Annotated in this window: 20 protein-coding genes and 1 tRNA gene; 7 read left to right on the top strand and 14 right to left on the bottom strand. The window is 57.1% G+C overall.

The features are described from left to right. Positions 1-52: 52 nt before the first annotated feature. Both rpmF and KI614_RS07860 read right to left on the bottom strand, forming a co-directional pair. Complete coding sequence (gene rpmF, locus KI614_RS07865) at positions 53-232, bottom strand: 50S ribosomal protein L32 (protein WP_203466559.1); 180 nt, start codon at positions 230-232, stop codon at positions 53-55. 18 nt (positions 233-250) lie between these two features. Next, positions 251-814: a YceD family protein gene (locus tag KI614_RS07860; RefSeq protein WP_226409126.1), complete on the bottom strand. Its 564-nt coding sequence runs from the start codon at positions 812-814 to the stop codon at positions 251-253. Positions 815-850: 36 nt separating this feature from the next. Between KI614_RS07860 and KI614_RS07855 the strand changes: the two genes are divergently transcribed. Together KI614_RS07855 and KI614_RS07850 are read left to right on the top strand one after the other, a co-directional pair. Further along, entirely contained in the window at positions 851-1,432 is a 582-nt protein-coding gene (locus KI614_RS07855; protein ID WP_226409124.1) for a Maf family nucleotide pyrophosphatase, read from the top strand. Next, a complete protein-coding gene (locus KI614_RS07850) occupies positions 1,432-2,139 on the top strand; it encodes an SAM-dependent methyltransferase (protein ID WP_226409121.1) in 708 nt (235 codons plus the stop codon). The genes KI614_RS07855 and KI614_RS07850 overlap by 1 nt, the downstream gene beginning before the upstream one ends. A 4-nt stretch (positions 2,140-2,143) precedes the next feature. Here KI614_RS07850 and KI614_RS07845 read toward each other — a convergent pair whose 3' ends face one another. From KI614_RS07845 to KI614_RS07830, 4 genes are read right to left on the bottom strand one after another with little or no spacing between them, the layout of a single operon-like run. After that, the gene (locus tag KI614_RS07845) at positions 2,144-3,106 is read right to left on the bottom strand and encodes a S49 family peptidase (protein WP_226409119.1); all 963 of its coding nucleotides are present in this window, start codon (positions 3,104-3,106) and stop codon (positions 2,144-2,146) included. After that, positions 3,099-3,458: a Rieske (2Fe-2S) protein gene (locus KI614_RS07840; RefSeq protein WP_226409117.1), complete on the bottom strand. Its 360-nt coding sequence runs from the start codon at positions 3,456-3,458 to the stop codon at positions 3,099-3,101. The genes KI614_RS07845 and KI614_RS07840 overlap by 8 nt, the downstream gene beginning before the upstream one ends. Continuing rightward, complete coding sequence (locus KI614_RS07835; protein ID WP_226409114.1) at positions 3,437-4,087, bottom strand: HAD family hydrolase; 651 nt, start codon at positions 4,085-4,087, stop codon at positions 3,437-3,439. Before KI614_RS07835 ends, KI614_RS07840 begins: the two co-directional genes overlap by 22 nt. Further along, on the bottom strand, positions 4,084-5,100 hold the full coding sequence (locus KI614_RS07830; RefSeq protein ID WP_226409112.1) for an RluA family pseudouridine synthase: 1,017 nt from the start codon (positions 5,098-5,100) through the stop codon (positions 4,084-4,086). Before KI614_RS07830 ends, KI614_RS07835 begins: the two co-directional genes overlap by 4 nt. Positions 5,101-5,496: 396 nt before the next feature. Between KI614_RS07830 and KI614_RS07825 the strand changes: the two genes are divergently transcribed. Further along, positions 5,497-8,190, top strand: coding sequence for an Rne/Rng family ribonuclease (locus KI614_RS07825; protein ID WP_226409110.1), 2,694 nt, complete (start codon positions 5,497-5,499; stop codon positions 8,188-8,190). Positions 8,191-8,305: 115 nt separating this feature from the next. On the opposite strand, the gene KI614_RS07820 is transcribed toward KI614_RS07825, so the two are convergent. From KI614_RS07820 to uvrB, 3 genes are all read right to left on the bottom strand, one after another. Beyond that, on the bottom strand, positions 8,306-9,778 hold the full coding sequence (locus tag KI614_RS07820) for an IS1182 family transposase (protein ID WP_226406905.1): 1,473 nt from the start codon (positions 9,776-9,778) through the stop codon (positions 8,306-8,308). Between the two features lie 102 nt (positions 9,779-9,880). Beyond that, positions 9,881-10,363 (bottom strand): low molecular weight protein-tyrosine-phosphatase, encoded by a 483-nt coding sequence (locus KI614_RS07815; RefSeq protein WP_226409107.1) that lies wholly within the window; start codon positions 10,361-10,363, stop codon positions 9,881-9,883. A 6-nt stretch (positions 10,364-10,369) separates the two neighbouring features. Continuing rightward, complete coding sequence (uvrB, locus tag KI614_RS07810) at positions 10,370-12,433, bottom strand: excinuclease ABC subunit UvrB (protein ID WP_226409105.1); 2,064 nt, start codon at positions 12,431-12,433, stop codon at positions 10,370-10,372. Positions 12,434-12,508: 75 nt separating this feature from the next. Here uvrB and KI614_RS07805 point away from each other — a divergent pair, with 75 nt between their 5' ends. After that, positions 12,509-13,714, top strand: a complete 1,206-nt coding sequence (locus tag KI614_RS07805) for an amino acid aminotransferase (protein ID WP_226409102.1) — start codon at positions 12,509-12,511, stop codon at positions 13,712-13,714. A 59-nt stretch (positions 13,715-13,773) separates the two neighbouring features. Here the strand turns inward: KI614_RS07805 and KI614_RS07800 are convergent, their stop codons facing one another. Further along, a complete protein-coding gene (locus KI614_RS07800) occupies positions 13,774-15,171 on the bottom strand; it encodes an AsmA family protein (RefSeq protein WP_226409100.1) in 1,398 nt (465 codons plus the stop codon). 321 nt (positions 15,172-15,492) lie between these two features. On the opposite strand from KI614_RS07800, the gene KI614_RS07795 reads away from it, so the two are divergent. After that, positions 15,493-15,568 (top strand) — tRNA-Asn (locus KI614_RS07795). Between the two features lie 90 nt (positions 15,569-15,658). On the opposite strand, the gene KI614_RS07790 is transcribed toward KI614_RS07795, so the two are convergent. After that, complete coding sequence (locus tag KI614_RS07790) at positions 15,659-16,186, bottom strand: superoxide dismutase family protein (protein WP_226409098.1); 528 nt, start codon at positions 16,184-16,186, stop codon at positions 15,659-15,661. A 108-nt stretch (positions 16,187-16,294) separates the two neighbouring features. On the opposite strand from KI614_RS07790, the gene moaA reads away from it, so the two are divergent. Both moaA and KI614_RS07780 read left to right on the top strand, forming a co-directional pair. Then, a complete protein-coding gene (moaA, locus tag KI614_RS07785) occupies positions 16,295-17,368 on the top strand; it encodes a GTP 3',8-cyclase MoaA (RefSeq protein WP_413464182.1) in 1,074 nt (357 codons plus the stop codon). 16 nt (positions 17,369-17,384) lie between these two features. After that, entirely contained in the window at positions 17,385-19,286 is a 1,902-nt protein-coding gene (locus tag KI614_RS07780) for a putative bifunctional diguanylate cyclase/phosphodiesterase (RefSeq protein ID WP_226409092.1), read from the top strand. A 167-nt stretch (positions 19,287-19,453) separates the two neighbouring features. Here KI614_RS07780 and typA read toward each other — a convergent pair whose 3' ends face one another. From typA to KI614_RS07765, 3 genes are all read right to left on the bottom strand, one after another. Then, a complete protein-coding gene (gene typA / locus KI614_RS07775; RefSeq protein WP_226409090.1) occupies positions 19,454-21,295 on the bottom strand; it encodes a translational GTPase TypA in 1,842 nt (613 codons plus the stop codon). 70 nt (positions 21,296-21,365) lie between these two features. Beyond that, a complete protein-coding gene (locus tag KI614_RS07770; protein WP_226409277.1) occupies positions 21,366-21,755 on the bottom strand; it encodes a group II truncated hemoglobin in 390 nt (129 codons plus the stop codon). Positions 21,756-21,845: 90 nt separating this feature from the next. Continuing rightward, positions 21,846-23,972: a YgiQ family radical SAM protein gene (locus tag KI614_RS07765; RefSeq protein ID WP_226409275.1), complete on the bottom strand. Its 2,127-nt coding sequence runs from the start codon at positions 23,970-23,972 to the stop codon at positions 21,846-21,848. Between the last annotated feature and the right edge of the window lie 52 nt (positions 23,973-24,024).

Below are 24,024 nucleotides of genomic sequence, written 5' to 3'. Positions count from 1 at the left end.
GCAAAATAAAAGGCAGGCGACTCATCAGAGCCGCCTGCCCTTCAATGAACGATTACTCGCCCTTGGCCTTCAGGACCTTCTTGCCACGGTAGAAACCGTTGGGGGAAATGTGGTGGCGCAGGTGCGTTTCGCCGGTCGTCGGCTCAACAGCCAGCGGCGGGGCAACCAGGAAGTCGTGTGCGCGGTGCATGCCACGCTTGGAAGGGGATTTTTTGTTCTGTTGAACGGCCATGTTGATACTCCAATAAAATCAGTTCGGCTTGCCTTTAAGCCCAGCCAGCGTAGCAAACGGGTTAATCCGCTCACCAGCATTGGCTGTACCAGGCAAACCACATTTTTCATGCCTCGGTGCGAACGGCAGCGTCAGAAGAATCTCATCCTCCACCAATTCGACCACATCAAGTTCGCCTGCCACCGGCAGGAAATCACGGGTATCGTCTTCCAGTTCGTCTTGCGACATGTCGGCGCCTTCCGGGATCAGCTCCAGCAGACTATCGACATCAAGCTCAAATGGAATTGCCTGCAGGCAGCGCTGGCATGCCAGCGGGAGAATCCCGCTCACTTCCAAGTGCAGCATGTACTTTCCGTGCTCGGCCTTGTAGCCATGAAGCTGGAACTCCAGATCGCCAGTTGTTTCAACCAGCAAATCCTCCAGGCGTTCAAAGCTCGAGACAGGCAGTGTTCCCTTGAGAACTCGACCATCCCGGGCAAAGACAAAAGCGTCAGTAATTCTTTTCAATCTCGAACCGTTACGACTTAAACGCGAGATGATATTATTTTTGGCTTTCCAAGTCAAAACAAAGTGCTGCTTCAAGAAGTCGGCGCAACACATTGTTGTAACTAAACTTTCATGACCCAGCCACTTATTCTCGCCTCTACCTCACCATATCGCCGCGAACTTCTGGAGCGACTTGGCCTGCCATTCACCGTCGCCAACCCCCAAACAGACGAAACCCCCCTCCCCGACGAGGCACCGCAGGCACTCGCCCTGCGCCTGTCCGAAGCCAAAGCACGGGCCGCCGCCGCAAACCACCCTGATGCACTGATTATTGGCAGCGACCAGGTTGCCACGGTCGACGGCAAAATCTATGGAAAACCCGGCACACACGAGCGCGCCGTTGCGCAGTTGCGCGCACTCTCGGGAAAAACCGTCAATTTCTTTACCGGCCTTTGCCTGTACAACGCTCGCACCGATCAAGCCGAGGTGCGCGGCGTTTCGACACTAGTCAGCTTTCGTGAGCTCAGCGACAGCGAAATCGAAAACTACCTGCGTCGCGAGCCTGCCTATAACTGTGCCGGCTCGGCAAAATCAGAAGGACTGGGGATCGCACTACTTAATAGCATGCAGGGTGACGATCCGAATGCACTGGTTGGCCTACCCCTGATCGCTCTCTGCGACCTGCTGCGCCAACAAAACGTGGCCATCCTGTAATGTCCGGCACGCTATATCTCATTCCGGTCCCGCTCGGCCCAACAGCGCCGGAACACTCTTTGCCAGCCAATGTTCTGGATACCATTCGCCCGCTCGAACATTTTGTCGTTGAGCAGGCAAAAACCGCCCGCGCCTTTCTTAAAGCAGCCGGGACGAACAAGGCGCTCCAGGAGTTGCAACTAGAAGAACTCAACGAGCACACCAAGTCCGACGCCCTTGATCACCTGCTGACCCCGTTGCGCCTCGGGCACGACGTGGGCCTGCTTTCCGAAGCGGGCTGCCCGGCCGTCGCCGATCCGGGAGCCAATCTCGTTGCCCTCGCCCAGAAGGAAGGAATCCGCGTTGTTCCACTGATTGGCCCATCGTCGCTACTCCTGGCATTGATGGCCTCCGGCCTCAACGGCCAGCGTTTTGCCTTCCAGGGATATCTGCCCGCCAAGGAAGTCGACCGCAGCAAGGCGCTGCGCGACCTTGAAAGCGAATCCCGAAAGCGTCAGCAGACTCAGTTGTTTATCGAAACACCTTACCGTAACCGGGCGATGTTCGATGCAATCCTGCAAACTTGCCAGCCGGCAACCCGCCTTACCGTTGCCACCGATCTGACACTTCCGGGCGAGTCAGTCCTGACCCGAACGATTGCGCAGTGGAAAAAACAAGCGCCGCCCGAAATCGAGCGGCGTCCAACTGTTTTTCTGATGCTAGCCTGAAGTCTTAACGAAAGCGTGCATCCTGCGCGCTTTCGGAAATACCTTTCCACAAGCCGTTGACCGCGCCAGCCCCAAGACGCTTGGCAAAACGCTCGGCGATATTGTCCTTAACCGAATAATCGAGGACCTTCTCCGCCTTGATGACATCGCGCGCCACGGAATCGACGCTACCGAATTGATCCGCCAAACCCAGCTGGATACTCTGCGCGCCGGTCCACATCAAACCGGAGAACATGTCCGGCGACTCCTTGAGACGCTTGCCACGCCCGGTCTTGACGACATCGATGAACTGCGCGTGAATATCGTTGAGCAAAGACTGGGCATGCTGCTTGTGCTTTTCAACCTGCGGCGAGAATGGATCAAGGAACCCCTTGTTTTCACCGGCAGTCAGCAAACGACGCTCGACACCAAATTTATCCATCACGCCATTAAAACCAAAACCATCCATCAGTACACCAATCGAGCCGACGATACTGGCTTTGTTAACATAGATTGAATCCGCCGCGACAGCCACGTAATAGCCACCCGAGGCACACATATCCTCGATCACCGCGTAGATTGGCTTATCCGGATGCTTGGCCCGCAAACGACGAATTTCGTCGTTGATCATCCCGGCCTGCACCGGGCTTCCACCAGGGCTGTTGATGCGCAGAATGACGCCAGCCACATTTTTTTCTTCATAGGCGGCATGCAGGGCGGCAATCAGATTTTCAGCCGTAGCCTCGCCTTTTGACTCGATCACCCCGGAAAGGTTGATCAGCGCGGTATGGCGCTCCTCGTGCTGAGCCCCGGATCCCCAATCGACGACCGCAAAAAGCACAACCAGCAAGTAGGCAAAGCCCAGAGCCTTGAAGAAAATCCCCCAGCGACGCTTGGCTTTTTGCTCATCGAGCGCAGCAAAGGCGAGTTTTTCGAGCGTCTGACGCTCCCATGTAGGGGTATTGCCGGGGAGTTGGGAATTATCCATTTATCGTTTCTTGATCCAAAAAAACCTGCCCGTTGATTTCGCAGACCGCCAGGGGTTTCAAACCCTTGCCCTGACAGCGTCCGCCCAAGCAGCGCCCGGTTTCAGGAGCATAAAGCGCGCCATGTATCGAGCAGATCAAGTATAGCTTGGAATCATCAAAGAACTCACCGGGCTGCCAATCCAGCTGCGCCGGAACGTGCGCACATTCATTGAAATAAGCAAAGACGCCTCCCCGGTAGCGAATCACGAAGGCAGGTACGGTTCTGCCATAACGCTCAACAGAAAAACGAACGCCCTTGCCCGACTCGACCACCGCCGAGCCGTCACAAATTAGCCGTAAGTTTTCAGCCACTGATCGAGTTCCCGAACATCGTGCACACAGGCTTTAGGCTGGCATTCCTGCAAATGCACCAGCGGATGGGCGCCGTACGTCACAGCTAAGCCGTCAACGCCTGCATTTTTCGCCATTAGCAGATCATGCGAGGTATCACCGATCATCACGGTCGACTCGCTCGTAACGCCAAATTCGGCCATCAACTCCTCAAGCATTTGCGGATGCGGTTTCGAGTGACACTCATCGGCGCAGCGCGACGCCTGGAACAATGCCCCCAAGCCTGAATGCGCGAAGGCACGATCCAGCCCGAGGCGACTTTTACCCGTTGCAACTGCCAGCATGTGTCCCGCAGCCTGCAGGCGAGCAAGCATTTCGCGAACGCCGGGAAACAGCACCAGCTGATGATCGGCGGAAAGGTAATGGAAGCGATAGCGCTCAACCATTTCGTGAATCCGCTCAGGTGGCAGGCTTGGCACGGCATGCCGCATGGCATCCATCAGCCCGAGGCCAATCACATGCCGCGCCTGCGCATCGCTCGGCTCTTCCAGGCCGAGGTCGCGACACGAGGCCTGAATCGCATTGACAATAGCCCCTGCGGAATCAAGCAATGTGCCATCCCAGTCAAAAACAACAAGTTGGTATTTCATGAATTCGAGTTCTGCCAAGAAAGAATCTGGTCGTAATTGTCCGCCGTGAATTCCCTCACGTTTTGCGCGTCGACCGCAGCAATATAGCTGCGAATGCCATCCGGCATGGGTGCAAACGATTCGAGCGGATCACCGGTTATCGGATGCTTGAATGCCATACGCCAGGCGTGCAGCGCCATGCGCTTCAAACCATCGCGCTTGAGCACTTTGTTGAGTGCAAAATCACCATATTTCTCGTCACCGAAAATGGGAAACCCCAGATGCGACAAATGGACGCGAATCTGGTGTGTCCGACCAGTTTTCAACTGTGCCTCAAGCAAACTCATGCCCGGCCAGCGAGCCAGCAGGCGGAAAACAGTATGCGACGCCTTGCCATCATCGCGCACCATGACGCGACGCTCACCGCTTTCGGTCAGGTATTTGTACAAAGGCAGCTTGACGTGCTGGGTGTTGTTCATCCAGCGCCCCTTGACCATTACCAGATAGCGCTTGTCAGCACCGGCACCGTGTTCACGGAACATGTCATGCAGCGCCGTCAGCGCCAGGCGTTTCTTGCCAACAAGCAAAATCCCCGAGGTCTCCCGATCGAGACGGTGTGCCAATTCAAGAAACTTGGCTTGCGGACGTTGGCGACGAAGCGCCTCGATCACACCAAAGCTGACCCCGCTGCCGCCATGAACAGCGATTCCCTCTGGCTTGTCGATAATCAGCATTGCGTCATCTTCGTAGATGATCGGCAATTCGGTACGCTGCTTGGCGGCTTCGTCGACTTCATTCTGGGGACGCTCGGCAATCCGCATGGGCGGAATCCGGAGGTTGTCGCCGGTGCACAGGCGGTAGGTTGCATCAACCCGGCGGCTATTTACCCGTACTTCGCCGCTGCGCAAGATGCGATAAAGGTGGCTCTTCGGCACCCCTTTGCAACGTCGTATCAAAAAGTTGTCAAGGCGCTGGCCCTGCTCTTCTTCACTGATTACCACATAGGCAACCGAATTGTTCCCAGCCCCATTCATTTTCTAATATACTGCCTACGTTTTGCGTCTCGGTTTGCAAGAGATCCTGAACCGTCAGACCGTTTGCCTCGCGCTACAAGCGCGACCGCCATGCGGCAGGCTCCGAAGTCTCACTTGCGCCACTTGCACAAGCCAGACCAACGCAAAACGACTGGTTAAGTTCACTCACCAAAAGTAGTGATGTTAATGGATTAGCCCGCCTTAAGCACGCACGGATTGCCCGTTGCAGGAATTATCAGGTTGCGAATTTCAATAAAAAACACGCAGCCATTTGTTGATCAGCACTTTCTTCGTCGCATTTGCCATTTATTTATGACGCAATCCGCTAACTGAAACTGTCGCTGCCTGAACGGGCGCTTCCTTGCCGTGAACCCAAGCGCGCTGGAGCCCCAATAAATGAAACGCATGCTTTTCAATGCGACACAGGCTGAAGAATTACGTGTCGCCATTGTCGATGGTCAGAAACTGATTGATCTCGACATTGAGTCAGCCGCCAAAGAGCAACGCAAGAGCAATATCTACAAAGGGGTCATCACCCGTATCGAGCCATCTCTCGAAGCCTGCTTCGTGGACTATGGTGCAGACCGGCATGGTTTCCTTCCTTTCAAGGAAATTTCCCGCTCTTATTTCCAGCCCGGCGTCGACGTAGGTCGCGCCAAGATCAACGAGGCCTTGAAAGAAGGCCAGGAGTTGATCGTTCAGGTCGACAAGGACGAACGTGGCAACAAGGGCGCCGCCCTGACCACCTACGTTTCCCTGGCTGGCCGCTATCTGGTCCTGATGCCGAACAATCCGCGTGGTGGCGGTGTCTCCCGCCGCGTAGACGGTGACGAGCGCGCCGAACTGCGTGAAACCATGGATCAGCTCGCCGTACCGCAAGGCATGAGCCTGATCGCCCGCACCGCCGCCATTGGCCGCCAGGCTGAAGAGCTGCAGTGGGACTTGAACTACCTGCTGCAACTGTGGACCGCCATCGAAGGTGCTGCCAAACAGCAAAGCGGCGCCTTCCTGATCTACCTCGAAGGCAGCCTGGTTATCCGCGCCATTCGTGACTATTTCCATTCCGAAATCGGCGAAATCCTGATCGACACCGACGATGTCTACGAGCAAGCTCGTGCCTTCATGGGCACCGTCATGCCAGGCAACGTCAACCGCGTCAAACGCTACCGCGACGACGTACCGCTCTTTTCACGCTTCCAGATCGAACATCAGATCGAAACCGCCTTCGTGCGTCAGGTCAACCTGCCGTCCGGCGGCGCCATCGTGATTGACCACACCGAAGCACTGGTTGCGGTCGACGTGAACTCCGGTCGCGCCACCAAGGGGGCCGACATTGAAGAAACCGCCTTCAAGACCAATCTGGAAGCTGCTGAAGAACTGGCCCGCCAGCTTCGCCTGCGCGACCTGGGCGGTTTGATCGTGATCGACTTCATCGACATGGAAAACCAGAAGAACCAGCGTGAAGTCGAGAATCGCCTGCGCGATGCGCTGCGTTTCGACCGCGCCCGCGTCCAGATGGGCAAAATCAGTCGCTTCGGCCTGATGGAGCTGTCACGCCAGCGTCTGCGTCCTGCCCTGGCTGAAACCAGCTACATTTCCTGCCCGCGCTGTACTGGTACCGGTCACATCCGCTCTACCGAATCTGCCGCACTGCACATCTTGCGCATCCTCGAAGAGGAAGCGATGAAGGAAAACACGGCAGCAGTCAATGTCCAGGTTCCGGTCGATGTTGCCACCTTCCTGCTCAACGAAAAGCGCCCGGATATCCAGGCCATCGAATTGCGCCACAAGGTAACGATCCTGCTGATTCCGAACATCAATCTGGAAACACCGGCACACACCATTGTCCGCCTGCGCCATGATGACCTGAATCATGATGATGCACGCGCCCCGTCCTACCGGATGGTTGATGCACCGGTCGAAGAGGTCACCAAACTTGGCAGCAGCAAGGACGATACCGCCAAGCCGCGCCAGGAAGCCGTCATCAAGGGTATCGCGCCGGAACAGCCGGCCCCTAACCTCCCGGAAAAGACACAGGAACAAGCTGCTCCGGTCAACAAGTCGGAGCCGGGTCTTTTGGCCCGCATTGCATCCTGGTTCCGTAGCGAACCCAAAGCCGAAGAACCTGCACCGGCACCGCAACCCGCCCAGAAAAAGGGGCGTGACGGACGCAGCGAAGGTCGTCGCGAAAGAGGCGAAGGTCGTGACGGCCGTCGCGGTGGTCGCAACAACCGTCGTGACGAGGAACGTGGCGAACGTCAGGAACGCGGCAATCGCAACGAGCGCAATTCGGCCGAGAAATCACCGCGTGAAGAGAGCGCACCGACCGCCAATACCGAACCGCGCCAGGAGCGTCGTCCGCGTGGCGAACGCAAGGAGCGTAAGGAGCGCGTACAAGTCGAGTCAGCCGAAATCAGCAAATTGAACGCCGACGTTGCTGCACTTGAGGTTTCTGCACCCGTTGCGACAGCCGCTCCGGAATCATCCGGCGGTGAAGAGCAAGGCAGCCGCCGCCGTGGTCGTCGTGGTGGCCGCGGACGCGGCGAACGCCGTAACGAAGCCGAAGGCACCCAGTCTCAGCCGGAAACGCTGGTCGCAACCTCCCCTGAACTTGCCCCCGCAATCTATCAGGAACCGGTCGTTGTCATCATTCCTGCCGCAGAACCAGCGCCGCAACCCGTAGAGACCGCCCCTGCCGCCGCTATCGCAGTCGAACCGGCTGTCGAAGCCGCTCCGGCACAGGAAAACGTGCCGGTAGTTGAAATCGCTCCGGCAATCCAAACTGCGCCGGTTGAGATCGCAGCACCGGCCGAAGTGACTGCTCCAGTTGAAGCTCCGGCGCAGGTTGCTACGGTCGACGTGCCTGTCGAGCCCGAAATCACGCCAGCCGCACCTGTTTCGACGCCAGCACCTCAGCCTGTTGATCTTGAGAAGACACTGAACGATAGTGGTCTGGTCATGGTTCAAACGACATCGGCCGTCGTCGTTGCCCAACCGGAAGCTCCAGTCAAGCTGGGACGTCCGCGCAAGCCGAAGGCTGTTGTTGAACAGGCCGAAGAAGCACTGGTCATGGTTGAAACCGGCAAGTAAGCGGTCATGCAGGAAACAAAAAGGGGCACCTGCAGGTGCCCCTCAGACTGCTGACGAACCCCCGATTTTTCGGGGGTTTTGTTTTTCTGGTTGGAAATCAGGGAGACTCCTGGCTTCAAGCCGAAGCGAGGCGGATTCTGAAATTCAGGTTAGGAACCCCGATCTGCCAAAGATGGCGGGCGAATGGGGCGGCAAAACGGGTTCGTGCGAGGATTTTGGCCAATAAGGCTGCCGCCTTGCGGGCCAGCAACAGGGCCATCTTCTTCATGTTCTGACAGGCCGCCGAGAGCAGGCACTGCGCTTGCACCTTGGCCAAGCCACGGAAACGGGCGTAACGGTGGCCGTGCAACTCCTTGGCATCGGCAAAACTGCGCTCCACCGTTTCCTTGCGCCGGGCGTACAGCCGTTTGCCCAGGTCGCTCAGGCGATTGGCGTTGATCGCTTCCTTGAAACCTTCCCAGAGATGTCGGGTCACGAGCTTCTGATGGTTCCGGCTCTGCGTGCATTGCCCGCGCACGCCGCAATCGGCACACCGCGCCGGGTTCGAGGCGTATTCGCGATAACCCAGCCGGTTGGTCGTCCGGTACGGTAGAACCTCCCCGGCCGGGCAGCGGTAGCAGTCCTGGACCGCATCGTAGAGATAGTCCCGTTTGTAGAAATAGCCATCGCGGTGTGTGGGTCGCTTGTAGCCCATCACCCCGAACAGTGCCCGCTCGAGGAGGCCCTTGCAGACTTGCGGGGTGAAATACCCGGCATCCAGCCCGACGGCGCCCACGGCCAGATCAAAGCGCTCCATGACCCGATCCAGGCGGGCAAGGTAGGGCTGGCTGTCATGGACATTGCCCGGCGTGACATGGGTATCGACGATCAAAGCATGCACGCCATCGACAGTCCGGTGATCCAGATAGAAGAAGCCGGTCGGCTTGTTGTCGCGGGCCATGAAACCTGCGTCGGGATCGACCGTGCTGACCTTGACCTCCTTCATCGGCGGTGTCGAATCATCGTCATCACGCTTGAGCGGCTTCTTGCCCGCGGCGGCTCGGTCCGTTTCGATGGCTGCATCCAGTTCGGCCAGGTAGGCCGCAGGGGTTTGCTCGACCTGATGCACCTCAAAATGCCGTTTGTTGGCATTCGCCTTCAGATGCGTGCTGTCCGTGTAAAGCACCCGCCCGCCAATCAGCTTATGCTCAATGGCTTGCTCGACAATCCCGTCGAAGATGCGTTGCTCAATGTCCGTCCCGACAAAGCGGCGACGCCGATTCTGCGACAGCGTCGAGGCATCCGGCACTTTGTCCGTCAGTCGAAAGCCGAGAAACCAGCGGTAAGCCACATTGACCTCGATTTCCTTCACCAGCCGTCGCTCGGAGCGAATCCCGAACAGGTAGCCAATGAACAACATCTTGAACAACACCACCGGATCAATCGCTGGTCGGCCATTGTTCTCGCAATACAGGTGCTGGGTCGCTTCACGAATGAAATCAAACCGGATGTGCTGGTCGAGCAGCCGGAGCAAGTGGTCTTTCGGGACCAATTGCTCCAACGTCACCATCTCCAGTTCCGTTTGGGCAGGGTAGACAGGCTTGAGCATACCTGCATTATAAAAAATAAAGCCCCCAATCGCTTGGAGGCTTTGTCAGCAGTCTGAGGGGCACCTGCAGGTGCCCCTTTTTTATTATTCAAAGCTGAAAAATCAGCGGCGCCCCAAGGTCGCCTTGATTTCTTCAACCAGTCCTTTTGAAGCATCCTCGACCATATCGAGCACCAAATCGAAACCGTGGCCCAAGCCATAATAAGGATCAGGCACCTCTTCATCTTCGAAGTTCTTTGAGTAATCCATGAACAACTTGATCCTGCCTTGCTGCTCAGGGGTTGCCAGTCGCATCAGATTGTCCAGATTGCTTTTGTCCATCGCCAAAATCAGATCAAAATAATCAAGATCCTGTCGTGCCACTTTTCGGGCACGCAACTGCGACAGGTTATAGCCACGAACCATGGCCGCCCGCTGGGTTCTTGAGTCAGGCGCCTCGCCTACGTGGTAGCCATGCGTTCCTGCAGAATCAACCTCAACCTTGTCGCCCAGATTATTGGTCCGTATAAAACTTCTCAACACTCCTTCAGCCGTTGGCGAACGACAGATATTGCCCATGCAAACAAGCAGAACGCGGAAAGTCATTTTGTCTCATCCTCCGTCAGGGTCGTGCGGCACTACACCAAAGATCCGTTCCCTGAGCCGGAACAAATCGTCGCGGGCCGCCGCCGCTTTTTCGAATTCAAGGTTCTTGGCGCACTCGAGCATCAATTTTTCGAGGCGCTTGATCTCCCTGGCTACCGTCTTCTCATCCATTGCCTCGTAGGCAGCCTGTTGCTGCGCTGCCTTGAGCTCGGTCTGGGCTGACTCGGCATCGTACACACCGTCGATGATGTCCTTGATCTTCTTGGATACACCGCGTGGCGTAATGCCATGTTCCGCATTGAACCGGACCTGCTTTTCGCGCCGCCGTTCCGTCTCGGCAATCGCTCGCTGCATGGATTTGGTAATCGTATCAGCATAGAGGATGGCTGTGCCATTGATATGGCGTGCCGCACGACCAATTGTCTGAATCAACGAACGCTCGGAACGCAGGAAGCCTTCTTTGTCGGCATCAAGAATGGCAACAAGCGACACTTCGGGAATATCCAGTCCTTCACGCAGAAGATTGATCCCGACCAGAACATCAAATTCACCAAGACGCAGATCACGGATAATTTCGACGCGCTCGACGGTATCGATATCCGAATGCAGATAGCGTACCCGAATTGCGTTATCCGCCAAAAAGTCAGTCAGATCCTCGGACATTCGCTTGGTCAGCGTCGTGACCAGTACGCGCTCCCCGGCATCGACCCGCAGCTTTATTTCGGACAACAGATCGTCGACCTGCGTCGAGGCAGGTCGAACCATGATCTTCGGGTCGATCAACCCGGTCGGTCGGACCAGTTGCTCAACCACCTGCCCGGCATGAATATTTTCGTATTCGGAAGGCGTTGCCGAGACAAAAACCGTCTGGCGCAGATGCGACTCGAATTCGTTGAACTGCAACGGCCGGTTATCAAGCGCCGACGGCAGGCGGAAACCGTAATCGACCAGATTTTCCTTGCGTGACCGGTCGCCCTTGTACATGCCGCCCACCTGGCCGATGCTGACATGCGACTCATCGATGAACATCAGTGCATCGGCAGGCAAATAATCGATCAGCGTCGGCGGCGCTTCCCCGGCCTTGCGCCCGGAGAAATGGCGGGAGTAGTTTTCGATCCCCTTGCAAAAACCAATCTGATCGAGCAATTCCAGATCGAAACGGGTGCGTTGCTCGATACGCTGCGCCTCGACCAGCTTGTTGTTGTGGGTGAAATAATCAATGCGCTGGCTCAACTCGCTCTTGATCGCCTCGATGGCCCGCACCACCGTATCGCGCGGCGTCACATAGTGCGAGGCTGGAAAAACCGTAAAGCGGAGCGCCTTGTGGAGCAGATGACCGGTCAGCGGATCGAAAAACTGCAGGCCCTCGATTTCATCATCGAACAAGGAAATACGAATGGCGTGCTCGGCGTGCTCGGCCGGGAAGACATCGATGATGTCACCACGCACCCTGAAGGTGCCGCGGTGAAAATCGACATCGTTGCGCTCGTACTGCATCTCGGTCAGCCGCTTGACGATGGCGCGCTGATCGAGACGATCACCGACACGCACGGTCAGGATCATGTTGTGATATTCATCACGGTCACCGATGCCGTAGATGCAGGAGACTGTCGCAACGATCACCACGTCGCGCCGTTCGATCAGGCTTTTGGTCGCCGAGAGGCGCATCTGTTCGATGTGGTCGTTGATCGAACTATCTTTTTCGATGAACAGGTCACGCGACGGTACATAGGCTTCCGGCTGATAGTAGTCGTAGTAGGAAACAAAATACTCGACGGCGTTTTCAGGGAAAAATTCCTTGAACTCAGAATACAGCTGGGCCGCCAGCGTCTTGTTGGGAGCCAGGACAAGCGCCGGACGCCCGGTTCGGGCGATGACGTTGGCCATCGTGTAGGTCTTGCCTGAGCCGGTCACGCCAAGCAAGGTCTGGAAAGAAAGTCCGTCATCGATTCCCTCGACCAGCAGGCGAATCGCTTCAGGCTGATCACCGGCCGGAGGAAAGGGTTGGTGAAGTCGATATGGGCTGCCTTCGTGGCAGACGACCGGTGTGCTGGCTGTGGTTTCTATCATGCTAAAATTGTACGGTTTTTCTCGTGCAGCAAGGTTGCTGCACGAACAATGTGCCTATTATTCCATGGAGTCTTTATGTCCTCTTCGATCTTTGCTGCGGTGGAAATGGCCCCGCGTGATCCGATCCTCGGCCTGAACGAGTCTTTCAACGCAGATACCCGCAGCACCAAGGTCAACCTCGGTGTTGGCGTCTATTTCGACGACAACGGCAAGATTCCCCTGCTGGCTGCTGTCAAGGCTGCCGAAGACGCCCGTGTCAAATCGGCCCTGCCGCGCGGCTACCAGCCGATCGAAGGCTCCCCGGCCTACAACCAGGCTGTCCAGAACCTGCTGCTGGGCAAGGATTCTGCCCTGATCGCCAATGGCCAGGTCATCACCGCCCAGGCTCTCGGCGGCACCGGCGCCCTGAAAATCGGTGCCGACTATCTGAAGCGCCTGTCTCCGAATGCCAAGGTTTACATCAGCGACCCGTCCTGGGAAAACCACCGCGCCCTGTTCGAATCGGCCGGTTTCGTTGTTGAAAACTATCCGTACTACGACGCTGCCACCCGCGGCGTGAACTTCACCGGCATGATGGCCTGCCTGAACAGCCTGGATGCCGGCTCGATCATCATCCTGCACGCCTGCTGCCACAACCCGACTGGCGCCGATCTGTCTGATGCGCAATGGCAGGAAGTGGTTGATGTCTGTCGCGAACGCGGTCTGGTTCCGTTCCTCGACATGGCCTACCAGGGCTTTGCCGATGGCATCGATGCCGACGCTGTCGCTGTTCGTGCCTTCTCCGCCTCCGGCCTGCAGTTCTTCGTCTCCAGCTCTTTCTCGAAAAGCTTCTCGCTCTACGGCGAGCGCGTTGGCGCACTGTCGATCATCACCGCAGGCAAGGACGAAGCCGGCCGCGTCATGTCGCAAGTCAAGCGCGTCATCCGTACCAACTACTCCAACCCGCCGATTCACGGTGGTGCCCTGGTTGCTGCCGTGCTTTCCTCGCCGGAACTCCGCCAGCAATGGGAAGATGAGCTTGGCGGTATGCGTGATCGCATCCGCGCCATGCGCACCGGCCTGGTTGACGCAATCAAGGCCCAGGGCGTTGCCCAGGACTTCTCCTTCGTCATCAAGCAGCGCGGCATGTTCTCCTACACCGGCCTGACGGCTGCCCAGGTTGAGCGCATGAAAGACGAATTCGGCATTTACGCAGTGTCGACCGGGCGGATCTGCCTGGCCGCGCTGAACACCAAGAATGTCGATTACGTTGCCAAGGCTATTGCCGCGGTGATCAAGTAAGCAACACAAAACTCCTGAAGGAGTTTGAGCAAGGGCAGGACTTCGGTCCTGCCCTTTTTTTATTTACCGTTCACCACACTCAATTCAGGAAGCTGCCCCTGAACATGCAGCGGAATCCTCAAGGTAGACACGGATGTCTGCAGGGTGACCATCAATGCGGCATCAACTTGCCGATCCTTGGCCGAAAAATGGCCGGCGGCAGTCATCATGCCGGACTCAAGGCGAAGGTCGCGCGCCGAGATTCGGCCCGGAGCCACAGCCAGGACGGCAAGAAAACGATCAAATTTTGTCGCACCGGCACGCACAACCGAGCCAGGTCCCTTGCGCGTAGCCTCACCCAAATCGACGCCGTGCAGCAAGCCCCTGGAAATATCGACATCAAGCGTCGCTTCAACATGCCTCAATAGCTCAGCCCAATTGCTCCCTCGGCCACGCAAGGCCAGATTCCCACTGAAGTCGCCCTCCAGTTTCAATGACGGGGCAAAGGCGTTTGTAACCCGCCGACTATCGAGCAAGCGGAAAGCGCCATCCCCAGCAGTGACCAAATCACTACTCCAGTCAAGCAACCAGGTTCCCTTGAAAGTCCCGCCCAGCAAAAAGGCATCGACACTTTGGATCAGCAATCGATCCTTCAGAAGCAGCCCTTTGGCTTGCAATGACTCGAATTTCAACGGCGTACCGGGAATAGCCAGCACCGCACCTTCGATATTCAAGGCAATCCCCTGAGCTGTTGGCACAGCCTCCAGCGAAATACTGCGGTCAACTGTCTGTAGCGATGTCTTTTCAAGATGCCCGTCCAACTTGAAAAGCAGATCTCCCGACAGATCGCTGATTGACAGGTCGCGTGCATTGACCTGCATTCGTTCAATTCTGACTCGACCAATGCCCGGCACCGGATTGGCCGCGACAGCAAACATCGGCAAACCAGCAATCTTTTGAACGCCGACTTTGACCTCGGACAATTCAACCCTTGGAATTACCCGTTTGCCAGAGAGCAGCAGGGATGCCGGAGAGTCAACACGCGCTTCGTGGATATAAAAATCATTGCCACCTCCGATCGTCAGGCCGCTCAGGACCAATTGCGGCCGCGGCCAAAGCTCCACCCCGACTTTTTCAATGACAACCCTGTCCTGCAACCAGCGCCCTGCCGCCACCTCCAGATCGGGCTTGAAGCGATCGTAAGGAAACAACAGAACGATAGCCAGCAGCCCTCCAAGGAGCAAAACAACGCCTGCCAACAATCGGAAAACAATGAGTTGTCCGTGCCTTACCGGCGAATCGGAAAGAGGCTCAGATTCAAGCTCAAGCTGAGGCGGTGGAATCTGAACATCAGGCGCGCGCAGAACGGAGAAACGACTCCTCGCGTCAAATTTCTCCTTGGTTTCATAAGACAACGTCGATTTGGGGACAAATCCCGAAAATCTGGATGATGCAGACAGCGCCCCATCGGCCTCCATCCGGCTGTGCTCCCAGACAGCCACTGCACTTTCCGATGGCGCAACCAGGCCGCGCTGCTCAAGATCAGCCAAAGCCCCCTCGACCATGACCCGATTGCCAAGCTTGGCCGAAAGCTGCTCAACGGTCACCTTGCCATCAACCTGAACGAGGACCATCCGGAGTTCGCGCTTGACGACATGGGCACTTTGCCTGATTGCCTCATCGCCGGTCGGCGTTTTCACATAGATAAGCTTGGGATCCATAAATCAGTATTTATTCTTCTAAATCGATCAGATTATTTGACGAGCAGCAATCTTGCCCCTATAATGCGCACCTTCTGTTCCTCGATAGCTCAGTCGGTAGAGCGCCGGACTGTTAATCCGTAGGTCCCTGGTTCGAGCCCAGGTCGGGGAGCCAGTATTATAAAGGCCAGCACGAAAGTGCTGGCCTTTTTCATTGGCAAAATAAAAGACATTGGCATTACATCAAAGCAACGCCAATTGATTCTTAACGGGCAAGCACTACCCCGCAAGCTTGGCGCGCACCGGAGTTACCGGTGGGTTGAGTTTTAAAATCATCCGGTGCCGCATGGACAATAACCCCCCGTCCGATAATCCCGGAAGCCCCCTCGGCAATAAGCACACCATCGAGATAAGCTGTCAGGCGAGCCGTACCATTCGCCCCGGCAACAAGTTGCGGCATATCTCCCGCATGATGTTCCGCATGATCCGGATTGCCGTGCGAACGCCCGGCTGGATTGAAGTGACCGCCAGCGCTTGTGCCGTCCGGCGCGCTGCAATCACCTTTATCGTGAATATGGAAACCATGCATCCCAGGCGACAAACCCTGCACTTCAGCCACAACTCGAATCTTGTCCCCGGCCTGCGTAAACGAAACAACGCCCGAAACGGTATTGCCTTGTGTTGCGTTCAACACAGCTTCGGCGCGTAGCGGAGCACTACTGACCAACCCCCCGTGACACCCGGCCAGCAAGCCGCTGGCGCCCAGCATTAGAGGAAAAATGAACTTTTGCATTTTTGATGTCTCCACTTGTCTGTTGGCATTTGAAAATCGATAATCCAGAGTCCGACACTACTGGCCGGGCTCCGACATTCTGGGCCGCTAAACAAACCACTGCAAGCCATGCACAACGAAACACTGAGGCCGGAATCATCACCTGCCGGATTGGCCGAATTCAAACCAGCCGTAAATTTTGGCGAACTTAAACACGCGCCTGGAACGCTGGTGGACAAGTACGGCCGGCATATCACCTACATCCGGCTATCAATCACAGACCGCTGCGATTTTCGTTGTACGTATTGCATGGCAGAAGAAATGACCTTCCTGCCGCGCAATGAAGTCATGAGCCTGGAGGAATGCCTGCGCGTTGCATCGACTTTCGTTGAGCTGGGTGTCAGCAAGGTACGCTTGACCGGGGGAGAGCCACTGGTTCGCAAGGATGCGATGTGGCTGATCGAAAAGCTGGGCGCCCTGCCCGGCCTCGAAAATCTTGTCCTGACCACTAACGGCTCCCAACTGGAGCGTTTCGCCACGCCACTCCGCAATGCGGGGGTCAAACGACTCAATATCAGCCTGGACACACTGCGTGCTGACCGCTTCAAGGCAATCACCCGGATTGGCGATATCGGTAAGGTACTCAGCGGCATTGAGGCAGCCCAGGCAGCCGGGTTTCAACGAACAAAACTCAATACTGTGATGATGCGCGGCACCAACGATGACGAATTCAATGATCTGGTGCAATTCGCTATCGACCACGAACTTGATATTTCATTCATCGAGGAAATGCCACTCGGCGACATTCACGGTCGGGAAAACACCTACATCTCATCCGAAGAGGCGCGAAAAATCCTGAGCGAGCGCTTTGCGCTCATTCCATCGACCGAATCCTCCGGCGGCCCGGCCCGCTACTGGCGTGTCGCAGGCTCGGAGTCGCGCATTGGTTTCATTTCGCCGCACAGCCACAATTTTTGTGACACCTGCAATCGCGTCAGGATCACCGCCAAGGGAGAGCTTTACCCTTGCCTCGGGCAGAATGATGCCAGCCAGCTGCTGCCACTGCTGCGCACGGAGAAAAGCAATGACGCCTTGCGCCAGGCAATTGTTGAAAGCATGGGCATAAAGCCATACGGTCACGACTTCTCGCAACAAATGAATTCGCCGCAAGTCGTCCGCTTCATGTCCATGACCGGCGGCTGACGGAACCGGTCTGCTGATGCCACGCTTACGCCACGGCTGGATATCGTCGCTGCAAAGTAGCCCAGGAAATCGCCGCCCCCAAACGCTGGTCCTGATTGCAGCAACGCTGGCCAGCCTCGTAGCGATTTTCATTACTCCGGGCATGCCGGCCAGCCTCCTGATGCTGGCAACACTCGGCGGACTAAGCTGGCTGGCCTACAGTGAAAAACGGCACTTCCAGTCCATTCAGCGGGCTTACAACATGGCCATGCTGGCGGCTCACGACGGATTCTGGGAATGGAATCCGATCTCGAAAAAACTCCACGTCGGAACGCGCCTGCTGGAGATTCTCGGTTATCAGGAGGATTTCCTGCCCGATACCCACGCCTGGTTGAGACTGGTTCACCCTGACGACATCGCAAACTACAACGCTGCTGTTGCCCGACACCTGAAAGGTGAAAGCGAATACTTCTATTGTGAGTACCGGGTCATGTCAAGCAGCGGCCTGTACCGCTGGATCGCATCGCGCGGCCTTGCCGTTCGTGATCGCCATGACAAGGCGTACCAGATGGTTGGCTCGGTTACCGACATTACCGAAAGACGGCAGCACCAGGAGGAAATGGAGTTTCTTGCCCAGCACGATGTGCTGACCGGCCTGCCCAACCGCCTGCTTTTTGCCGAGCAACTCCAGGAAGCCATTCGCCACGCCAAAACGGAAAATCACCGCCTGGCAGTCCTGTTTATTGATCTCGACCGCTTTAAAAATATCAATGACACTCTCGGGCACCGAGCTGGCGACCAATTGCTTCAACTGGTTGCTCAACGCCTGCGCAGCGAAATGCCCGAAGGTTGCGAGTTGTACCGCCAAGGCGGTGACGAGTTCATTGTCCTGATCAACCCGATCGCCGATGCGCATGTCGCGGTCGACACTGCCATTCTCCTCAAAGAGCTGATCACAGCACCACTCAGCGGTGGTGAAAATGATTTCTTCACCAGCGCGAGCATCGGGATCAGTCTTTTCCCCGAAGATGCCGGCGATGGTGAAAGCTTGCTCCGCCATGCCGATACGGCCATGTACGAAGCCAAGGCCGCCGGCGGGAATGCCATCCGGGCACACACGCCGATGATGAATCAACGCGTCACTTTCCGGATGTCACTTGAAACCAGGCTGCGCCGCGCCCTGCACGAAGGGCAGCTCGACCTGCATTTCCAGCCCCAGGTTGACGCGCACAGCGGCAAGCTGATTGGTGCCGAAGCACTGATTCGCTGGCACGATGGCGAAGCCCAGATACCGCCGGATCACTTCATTCCGGTCGCCGAGGAATGCGGGTTGATCATTCCCATCGGAGAATGGGTCATCGAGCGGGCCATTGCGCAAATTGCCGAATGGCACCATCGTTTTGGGGAAATCCCGCCGATTGCGATCAATCTTTCACCTCGGCAGTTTTGGCGCCCCTCCGTCTCGCGCTTCATTCTCGGCAAGCTCGAACAAGCCGGCCTGCCTTGCTCGGCGCTCGAAGTCGAAGTTACCGAATCCGTACTGCTCGATGCCGATGGCGGCAGCATCGAGGAACTGCTCCAACTGCGCAACGCCGGGATCGCAATTGCGCTGGACGATTTTGGCACAGGCTACTCATCGCTCTCATACCTTCAACGGTTACCGATCGGCACCCTGAAGATCGATCGATCCTTCATCAACAACCTGATACTTGACGATGGATCGATCGGCAGCGAGCCCCTCGTTCGGGCCATCATCGCCATGGCCAAAAGCCTGTCATTCAGAGTGATCGCCGAAGGGGTCGAAACCCTACCCCAGCAGCGCCACTTGCAGGCACTGGAATGCGATGTCATTCAGGGCTACCTGATCAGCCGCCCGCTACCGGCCCATGAATTTGCCGAAAAATTCCTGGTTGACCGCAGCACGAGCCAAGCCATCTAGGCTCAGCGGTACAAACCACAATCCCCCGGTTGGGCAGGCAAGACAGGTAGCGCAGCCCCCAGCACCACCAGACACAAAACCAGCAGCAACAAAAAAGCGACCCATCGGGTCGCCTTTTCGTGTTGCCTTACCCAGTTAAGACAGGGCTGGCAGAGTTTCATTGCTTTTTACAGACCGCGCACAGCACGCTTGCGTTCGATTTCGGTCAGGTAACGCTTGCGCAGACGAATCGACTTCGGCGTCAGTTCGACCAGTTCATCTTCCTCGATGAACTCGACGGCGGCTTCCAGGCTCAGCTGAACGGCCGGCACCAGGCGGACGGCTTCGTCAGTACCGGAGGCACGAACGTTGGTCAGCTGCTTGCCCTTGATCGGATTCACAACGAGGTCGTTTTCACGGCTGTGGATACCGATGATCATGCCTTCGTACAGCTTGTCGCCCGGCACGACGAACATGCGGCCGCGATCCTGCAGCTTCCACAGCGCATAGGCGACGGCTTCGCCGTTGTCCTGGGAGATCAGCACGCCATTGCGACGCTCGGCAACATTACCATCCTTGATCGGGGCATATTCGTCGAACACGTGGCTCATCAGGCCGTTACCACGGGTCAGGTTCATGAACTCGCCCTGGAAGCCGATCAGGCCACGGGCCGGGATACGGTATTCGATACGAACGCGACCACGACCATCCGGCACCATGTCCGTCAGATCGCCCTTGCGCATGCCCAGGCTTTCCATGACGCCACCCTGGGTGTCTTCTTCGACGTCCACCGTCAGCAGCTCATACGGTTCGCATTCGACGCCATTGATCGTCTTCTTGACGACGCGCGGACGACCGACTGCCAGTTCATAGCCTTCGCGACGCATGTTTTCGAGCAGGATGCCGAGGTGCAGTTCGCCACGACCGGAAACGTCGAAGACGTCGCCGTTGCCCGTGTCATGCACGCGCAGCGCCATATTGGTCAGCAGTTCTTTATGCAGACGATCGCGGATCTGGCGGCTGGTCACGAACTTGCCTTCGGTGCCGGCCAGCGGGCTGGTGTTAACCATGAACTGCATGGACAGCGTCGGCTCGTCGATCTTGAGCAGCGGCAGCGATTCCGGTTGCTCCGGATCCGTCACGGTACAACCCAGCACGAGGTCTTCGATGCCGGTGATCTGGACGATGTCGCCGGCGTGGCCTTCGTCGAGCTCGATCTTGTTCAGGCCCTTGTAGCCGAAGACCTGGCCAATCTTGGCCTTGATCGGGGTGCGCTCGTGTTCGGCGGCTTCTTCTTCGGTACCGAACATGACCAGTACGTTCTGGCCGGTCTTGACCTTGCCGCGATTGATCTTGCCGACGCCGATGCGACCGACGTAGGAGGAGTAATCGAGGGCGGTGATCTGGAGTTGCAGCGGAGCTTCGATATCGGTATCCGGCGCCGGCACATGGCGCAGGATGGTGTCGAACAGCGGCTTCATGTTTTCACGCGGCTGGTCGAGTTCCATCGCAGCCCAGCCGTTCAGGCCGGAAGCGTACACAATCGGGAAATCGAGCTGCTCGTCGGTGGCACCCAGCTTGTCGAACAGGTCGAAAGTCAGATTGACGGCCTGGTCAGGATCGGCGCCATCACGGTCAACCTTGTTAACCAGCACGATCGGACGCAGACCGAGGGCCAGTGCCTTCTTGGTCACGAAGCGGGTTTGCGGCATCGGGCCTTCAGCGGCATCGACCAGCAGCACCACGCCATCGACCATGCCCAGCACGCGCTCGACTTCACCGCCGAAGTCCGCGTGACCCGGGGTGTCGACGATATTGATGTGCACACCTTCGTACTCGACCGCAGTGTTCTTGGAAAGAATCGTGATGCCACGTTCTTTTTCCAGGTCGTTGGAGTCCATGACGCACTCGACCAGCTGCTGGTGAGCGGCAAAAGTACCGGACTGACGGAGAAGCTGGTCAACCAGGGTAGTTTTACCGTGGTCAACGTGAGCAATGATGGCGATGTTGCGAATCGGACGAGCGGACATGGGAAGGCCTGAAAAATCAAAGGCGAGATTCTATCACCCCATGCTGCAACGCAACATCCCCAAGCAGCTTTTATCCTTCTTTATTACGCATGAAATCAGCAGTATTGAAGAAATTTTCCAGCAGCTTGGCCCGAATACTTTCTTCAATACCAACCGATTCCATGGCCAGCACCATGCAGGCAACCCACTGATCGCGTTCCTTGACGCCGATGGCAAAAGGCATGTGACGACCGCGCAGACGGGGGTGACCAAACTTTTCGACGAACAGATCAGGGCCGCCGAACCAGCCGGAAAGGAACATATAAAGCTTGTCGCGCGATCCTTTCAGGTCTTCCGGATGCATGGAACGCAATTCGCTGAATTGCGGCACGCTAGCCATGAATTCGTAAAAACGGTCGCAAAGCAGTGCAACGGCGGCATCGCCGCCAATTTTCTCGTAAGTTGTCGTGCTGTGATCCATCATCCTGCTCTCAATAATTCAAATAATCCCAACATCATTACCGCTGGCGGTTTTTTACGCAATGCTGCGGTCGACCGCAGCATTGCGTCGTTAACGCACCTTTGGCTTGCGGGCCGGCAAGTTACGGGCTGCAGCCAGTGCCGGACGTCCGGGACGCTGCGGCTCGCCGCGTTTGGGCGGCGTCGGTTTGCGCAAACCACTCGAAGCGACGGCACCACTGCCGCACTTGCCCACGGTACCGGCCGGTTGCCAGGCTGGAATCAGATGCTTCTTGCCGTTGCCGATCAGGTCGGCACGCCCCATTTCCTTGAGTGCCTCACGCAATAGCGGCCAGTTGGCAGGGTCGTGGTAACGCAGGAAGGCCTTGTGCAATTTGCGCTGACGGCCATTGCGTACCGTACCGACAATTTCGCTGGCACGATTGACCTTGCGCAGCGGATTACGCTCGCTGTGGTACATGGTTGTCGCCATTGCCATCGGCGTCGGAATGAAGGTCTGCACCTGGTCGAGCCGGAAGTTGTTCTTCTTGAGCCAGAGCGCCAGGTTGAGCATGTCTTCATCCTCTGTTCCCGGATGGGCCGCGATGAAATACGGAATCAGGTACTGCTCCTTGCCAGCCTCGCGCGAGAAGCGATCGAACAGTTGCTTGAAGCGATCGTAGGAGCCAATGCCCGGCTTCATCATTTTGGACAAGGGGCGCTCTTCAGTGTGCTCCGGTGCAATCTTGAGATAGCCGCCAACGTGGTGCGTAACCAGCTCCTTGATGTATTCGGGAGAACGAACGGCAAGGTCGTAGCGCAGCCCGGAGCCGATCAGCACCTTCTTGACGCCTTTCAGGGCTCGCGCCTTGCGATACAGGGAGATCAACTTGCTGTGATCGGTTCCCATGTTCTCGCAGATGTCCGGATAGACACAGGACAAGCGGCGGCAGGCCGACTCGATCTTTTCGTCCTTGCACTTGAGGTGGAACATATTGGCCGTCGGGCCGCCGAGGTCGGAAACAATCCCCGTGAAACCGGGCGTCTTGTCGCGCATTTCCTCGATTTCCCGGATGACAGAATCCTCCGACCGACTCTGGATGATGCGCCCTTCGTGCTCGGTAATCGAACAGAAAGTGCAACCGCCAAAACAGCCACGCATGATGTTGACCGAGAAGCGGATCATTTCCCAGGCCGGGATCTTTGCCTCGCCGTAAGCTGGGTGCGGCCGACGGGCATAGGGTAATTCATAGACACCGTCAAGTTCTTCGGTGGTCAGCGGGATCGGCGGCTGATTCAGCCAGACGTCGCGCTCACCATGCGCCTGGACCAGGGCGCGTGCATTGCCGGGGTTCGATTCAAGGTGGAAGGTGCGCGAGGCATGGGCATAGAGCACCGGATCGTCTTTGACCTGCTCGTAGGATGGCAGGCGGATCACGGTATGCGCCCGACGCTCGCGACGCCCCGCCAGACGCTCTTCGCGCGACACAATGCGCACGGCTTGCTCGCCGGGCTTTGTTGCTGCGGTCGACGTGCCGTTCTGGCCGGTTTCCATGGCATACGGATCGGGATGACTGATCAGCGGCCCCGGCGTATCGACCGAGCTTGAGTCCATGGCCTCCCAGTCACTGGAAGGCAGCCAGCCGGACGGCACCATGAATGCCGTCCCGCGCAGGTCACGGATGTCACCGATCTTCTCGCCTTTGGCCAGGCGATGCGCCAATTCGACGATGGCCCGCTCGGCGTTGCCGAAGAAAAGCATGTCCGCCTTGGAGTCCGGCAACACCGAACGACGAACCTTGTCGGACCAATAATCAAAATGGGCAATGCGCCGCAAACTGGCCTCGATCGAACCAACGATCACGTTGCAGCCGGGAAAAGCCTCGCGGCAACGCTGGGCATAGACCGTCACCGCCCGGTCGGGCCGTTTGTTCGGCTCGCCGTTCGGTGTGTAAGCGTCATCGGAGCGAATCTTGCGGTCAGCCGTGTAGCGATTGACCATCGAGTCCATATTGCCGGCGGTCACCCCGTAAAACAGATTGGGTTTGCCGAGCTTTTTGAAGTCGACCGCGGAATTCCAGTCTGGCTGGCAAATGATGCCGACGCGAAACCCCTGCGCCTCAAGCAGGCGACCAATCAGGGCCATGCCGAAACTTGGGTGATCGATGTAGGCATCGCCGGACACCAGAATAATGTCGCAGGAATCCCAGCCTAAAGCATCCATCTCCTTGCGGGACATGGGAAGAAAGGGGGCCGGGCCAAAACGCTGGGCCCAGAATTTACGATGGCCA

Source organism: Dechloromonas denitrificans, from assembly GCF_020510665.1.
Classification (GTDB): domain Bacteria; phylum Pseudomonadota; class Gammaproteobacteria; order Burkholderiales; family Rhodocyclaceae; genus Azonexus; species Azonexus denitrificans_B.
Note: the sequence above shows the minus strand (reverse complement) of the source record. Positions and strands in the feature narration are given on the sequence as shown.

Excerpts from the sequence above, each read along its gene's own strand:
- rpmF (WP_203466559.1), bottom strand. The coding sequence starts at position 232 with ATGGCCGTTCAACAGAACAAAAAATCCCCTTCCAAGCGTGGCATGCAC.
- KI614_RS07855 (WP_226409124.1), top strand. The coding sequence starts at position 851 with ATGACCCAGCCACTTATTCTCGCCTCTACCTCACCATATCGCCGCGAA.
- KI614_RS07850 (WP_226409121.1), top strand. The coding sequence starts at position 1,432 with ATGTCCGGCACGCTATATCTCATTCCGGTCCCGCTCGGCCCAACAGCG.
- KI614_RS07845 (WP_226409119.1), bottom strand. The coding sequence starts at position 3,106 with ATGGATAATTCCCAACTCCCCGGCAATACCCCTACATGGGAGCGTCAG.
- KI614_RS07835 (WP_226409114.1), bottom strand. The coding sequence starts at position 4,087 with ATGAAATACCAACTTGTTGTTTTTGACTGGGATGGCACATTGCTTGAT.
- KI614_RS07830 (WP_226409112.1), bottom strand. The coding sequence starts at position 5,100 with ATGAATGGGGCTGGGAACAATTCGGTTGCCTATGTGGTAATCAGTGAA.
- KI614_RS07825 (WP_226409110.1), top strand. The coding sequence starts at position 5,497 with ATGAAACGCATGCTTTTCAATGCGACACAGGCTGAAGAATTACGTGTC.
- KI614_RS07820 (WP_226406905.1), bottom strand. The coding sequence starts at position 9,778 with ATGCTCAAGCCTGTCTACCCTGCCCAAACGGAACTGGAGATGGTGACG.
- KI614_RS07815 (WP_226409107.1), bottom strand. The coding sequence starts at position 10,363 with ATGACTTTCCGCGTTCTGCTTGTTTGCATGGGCAATATCTGTCGTTCG.
- uvrB (WP_226409105.1), bottom strand. The coding sequence starts at position 12,433 with ATGATAGAAACCACAGCCAGCACACCGGTCGTCTGCCACGAAGGCAGC.
- KI614_RS07805 (WP_226409102.1), top strand. The coding sequence starts at position 12,509 with ATGTCCTCTTCGATCTTTGCTGCGGTGGAAATGGCCCCGCGTGATCCG.
- KI614_RS07800 (WP_226409100.1), bottom strand. The coding sequence starts at position 15,171 with ATGGAGGCCGATGGGGCGCTGTCTGCATCATCCAGATTTTCGGGATTT.
- KI614_RS07790 (WP_226409098.1), bottom strand. The coding sequence starts at position 16,186 with ATGCAAAAGTTCATTTTTCCTCTAATGCTGGGCGCCAGCGGCTTGCTG.
- moaA (WP_413464182.1), top strand. The coding sequence starts at position 16,295 with ATGCACAACGAAACACTGAGGCCGGAATCATCACCTGCCGGATTGGCC.
- KI614_RS07780 (WP_226409092.1), top strand. The coding sequence starts at position 17,385 with ATGCCACGCTTACGCCACGGCTGGATATCGTCGCTGCAAAGTAGCCCA.
- typA (WP_226409090.1), bottom strand. The coding sequence starts at position 21,295 with ATGTCCGCTCGTCCGATTCGCAACATCGCCATCATTGCTCACGTTGAC.
- KI614_RS07770 (WP_226409277.1), bottom strand. The coding sequence starts at position 21,755 with ATGGATCACAGCACGACAACTTACGAGAAAATTGGCGGCGATGCCGCC.
- KI614_RS07765 (WP_226409275.1), bottom strand. The coding sequence starts at position 23,972 with ATGTCCCGCAAGGAGATGGATGCTTTAGGCTGGGATTCCTGCGACATT.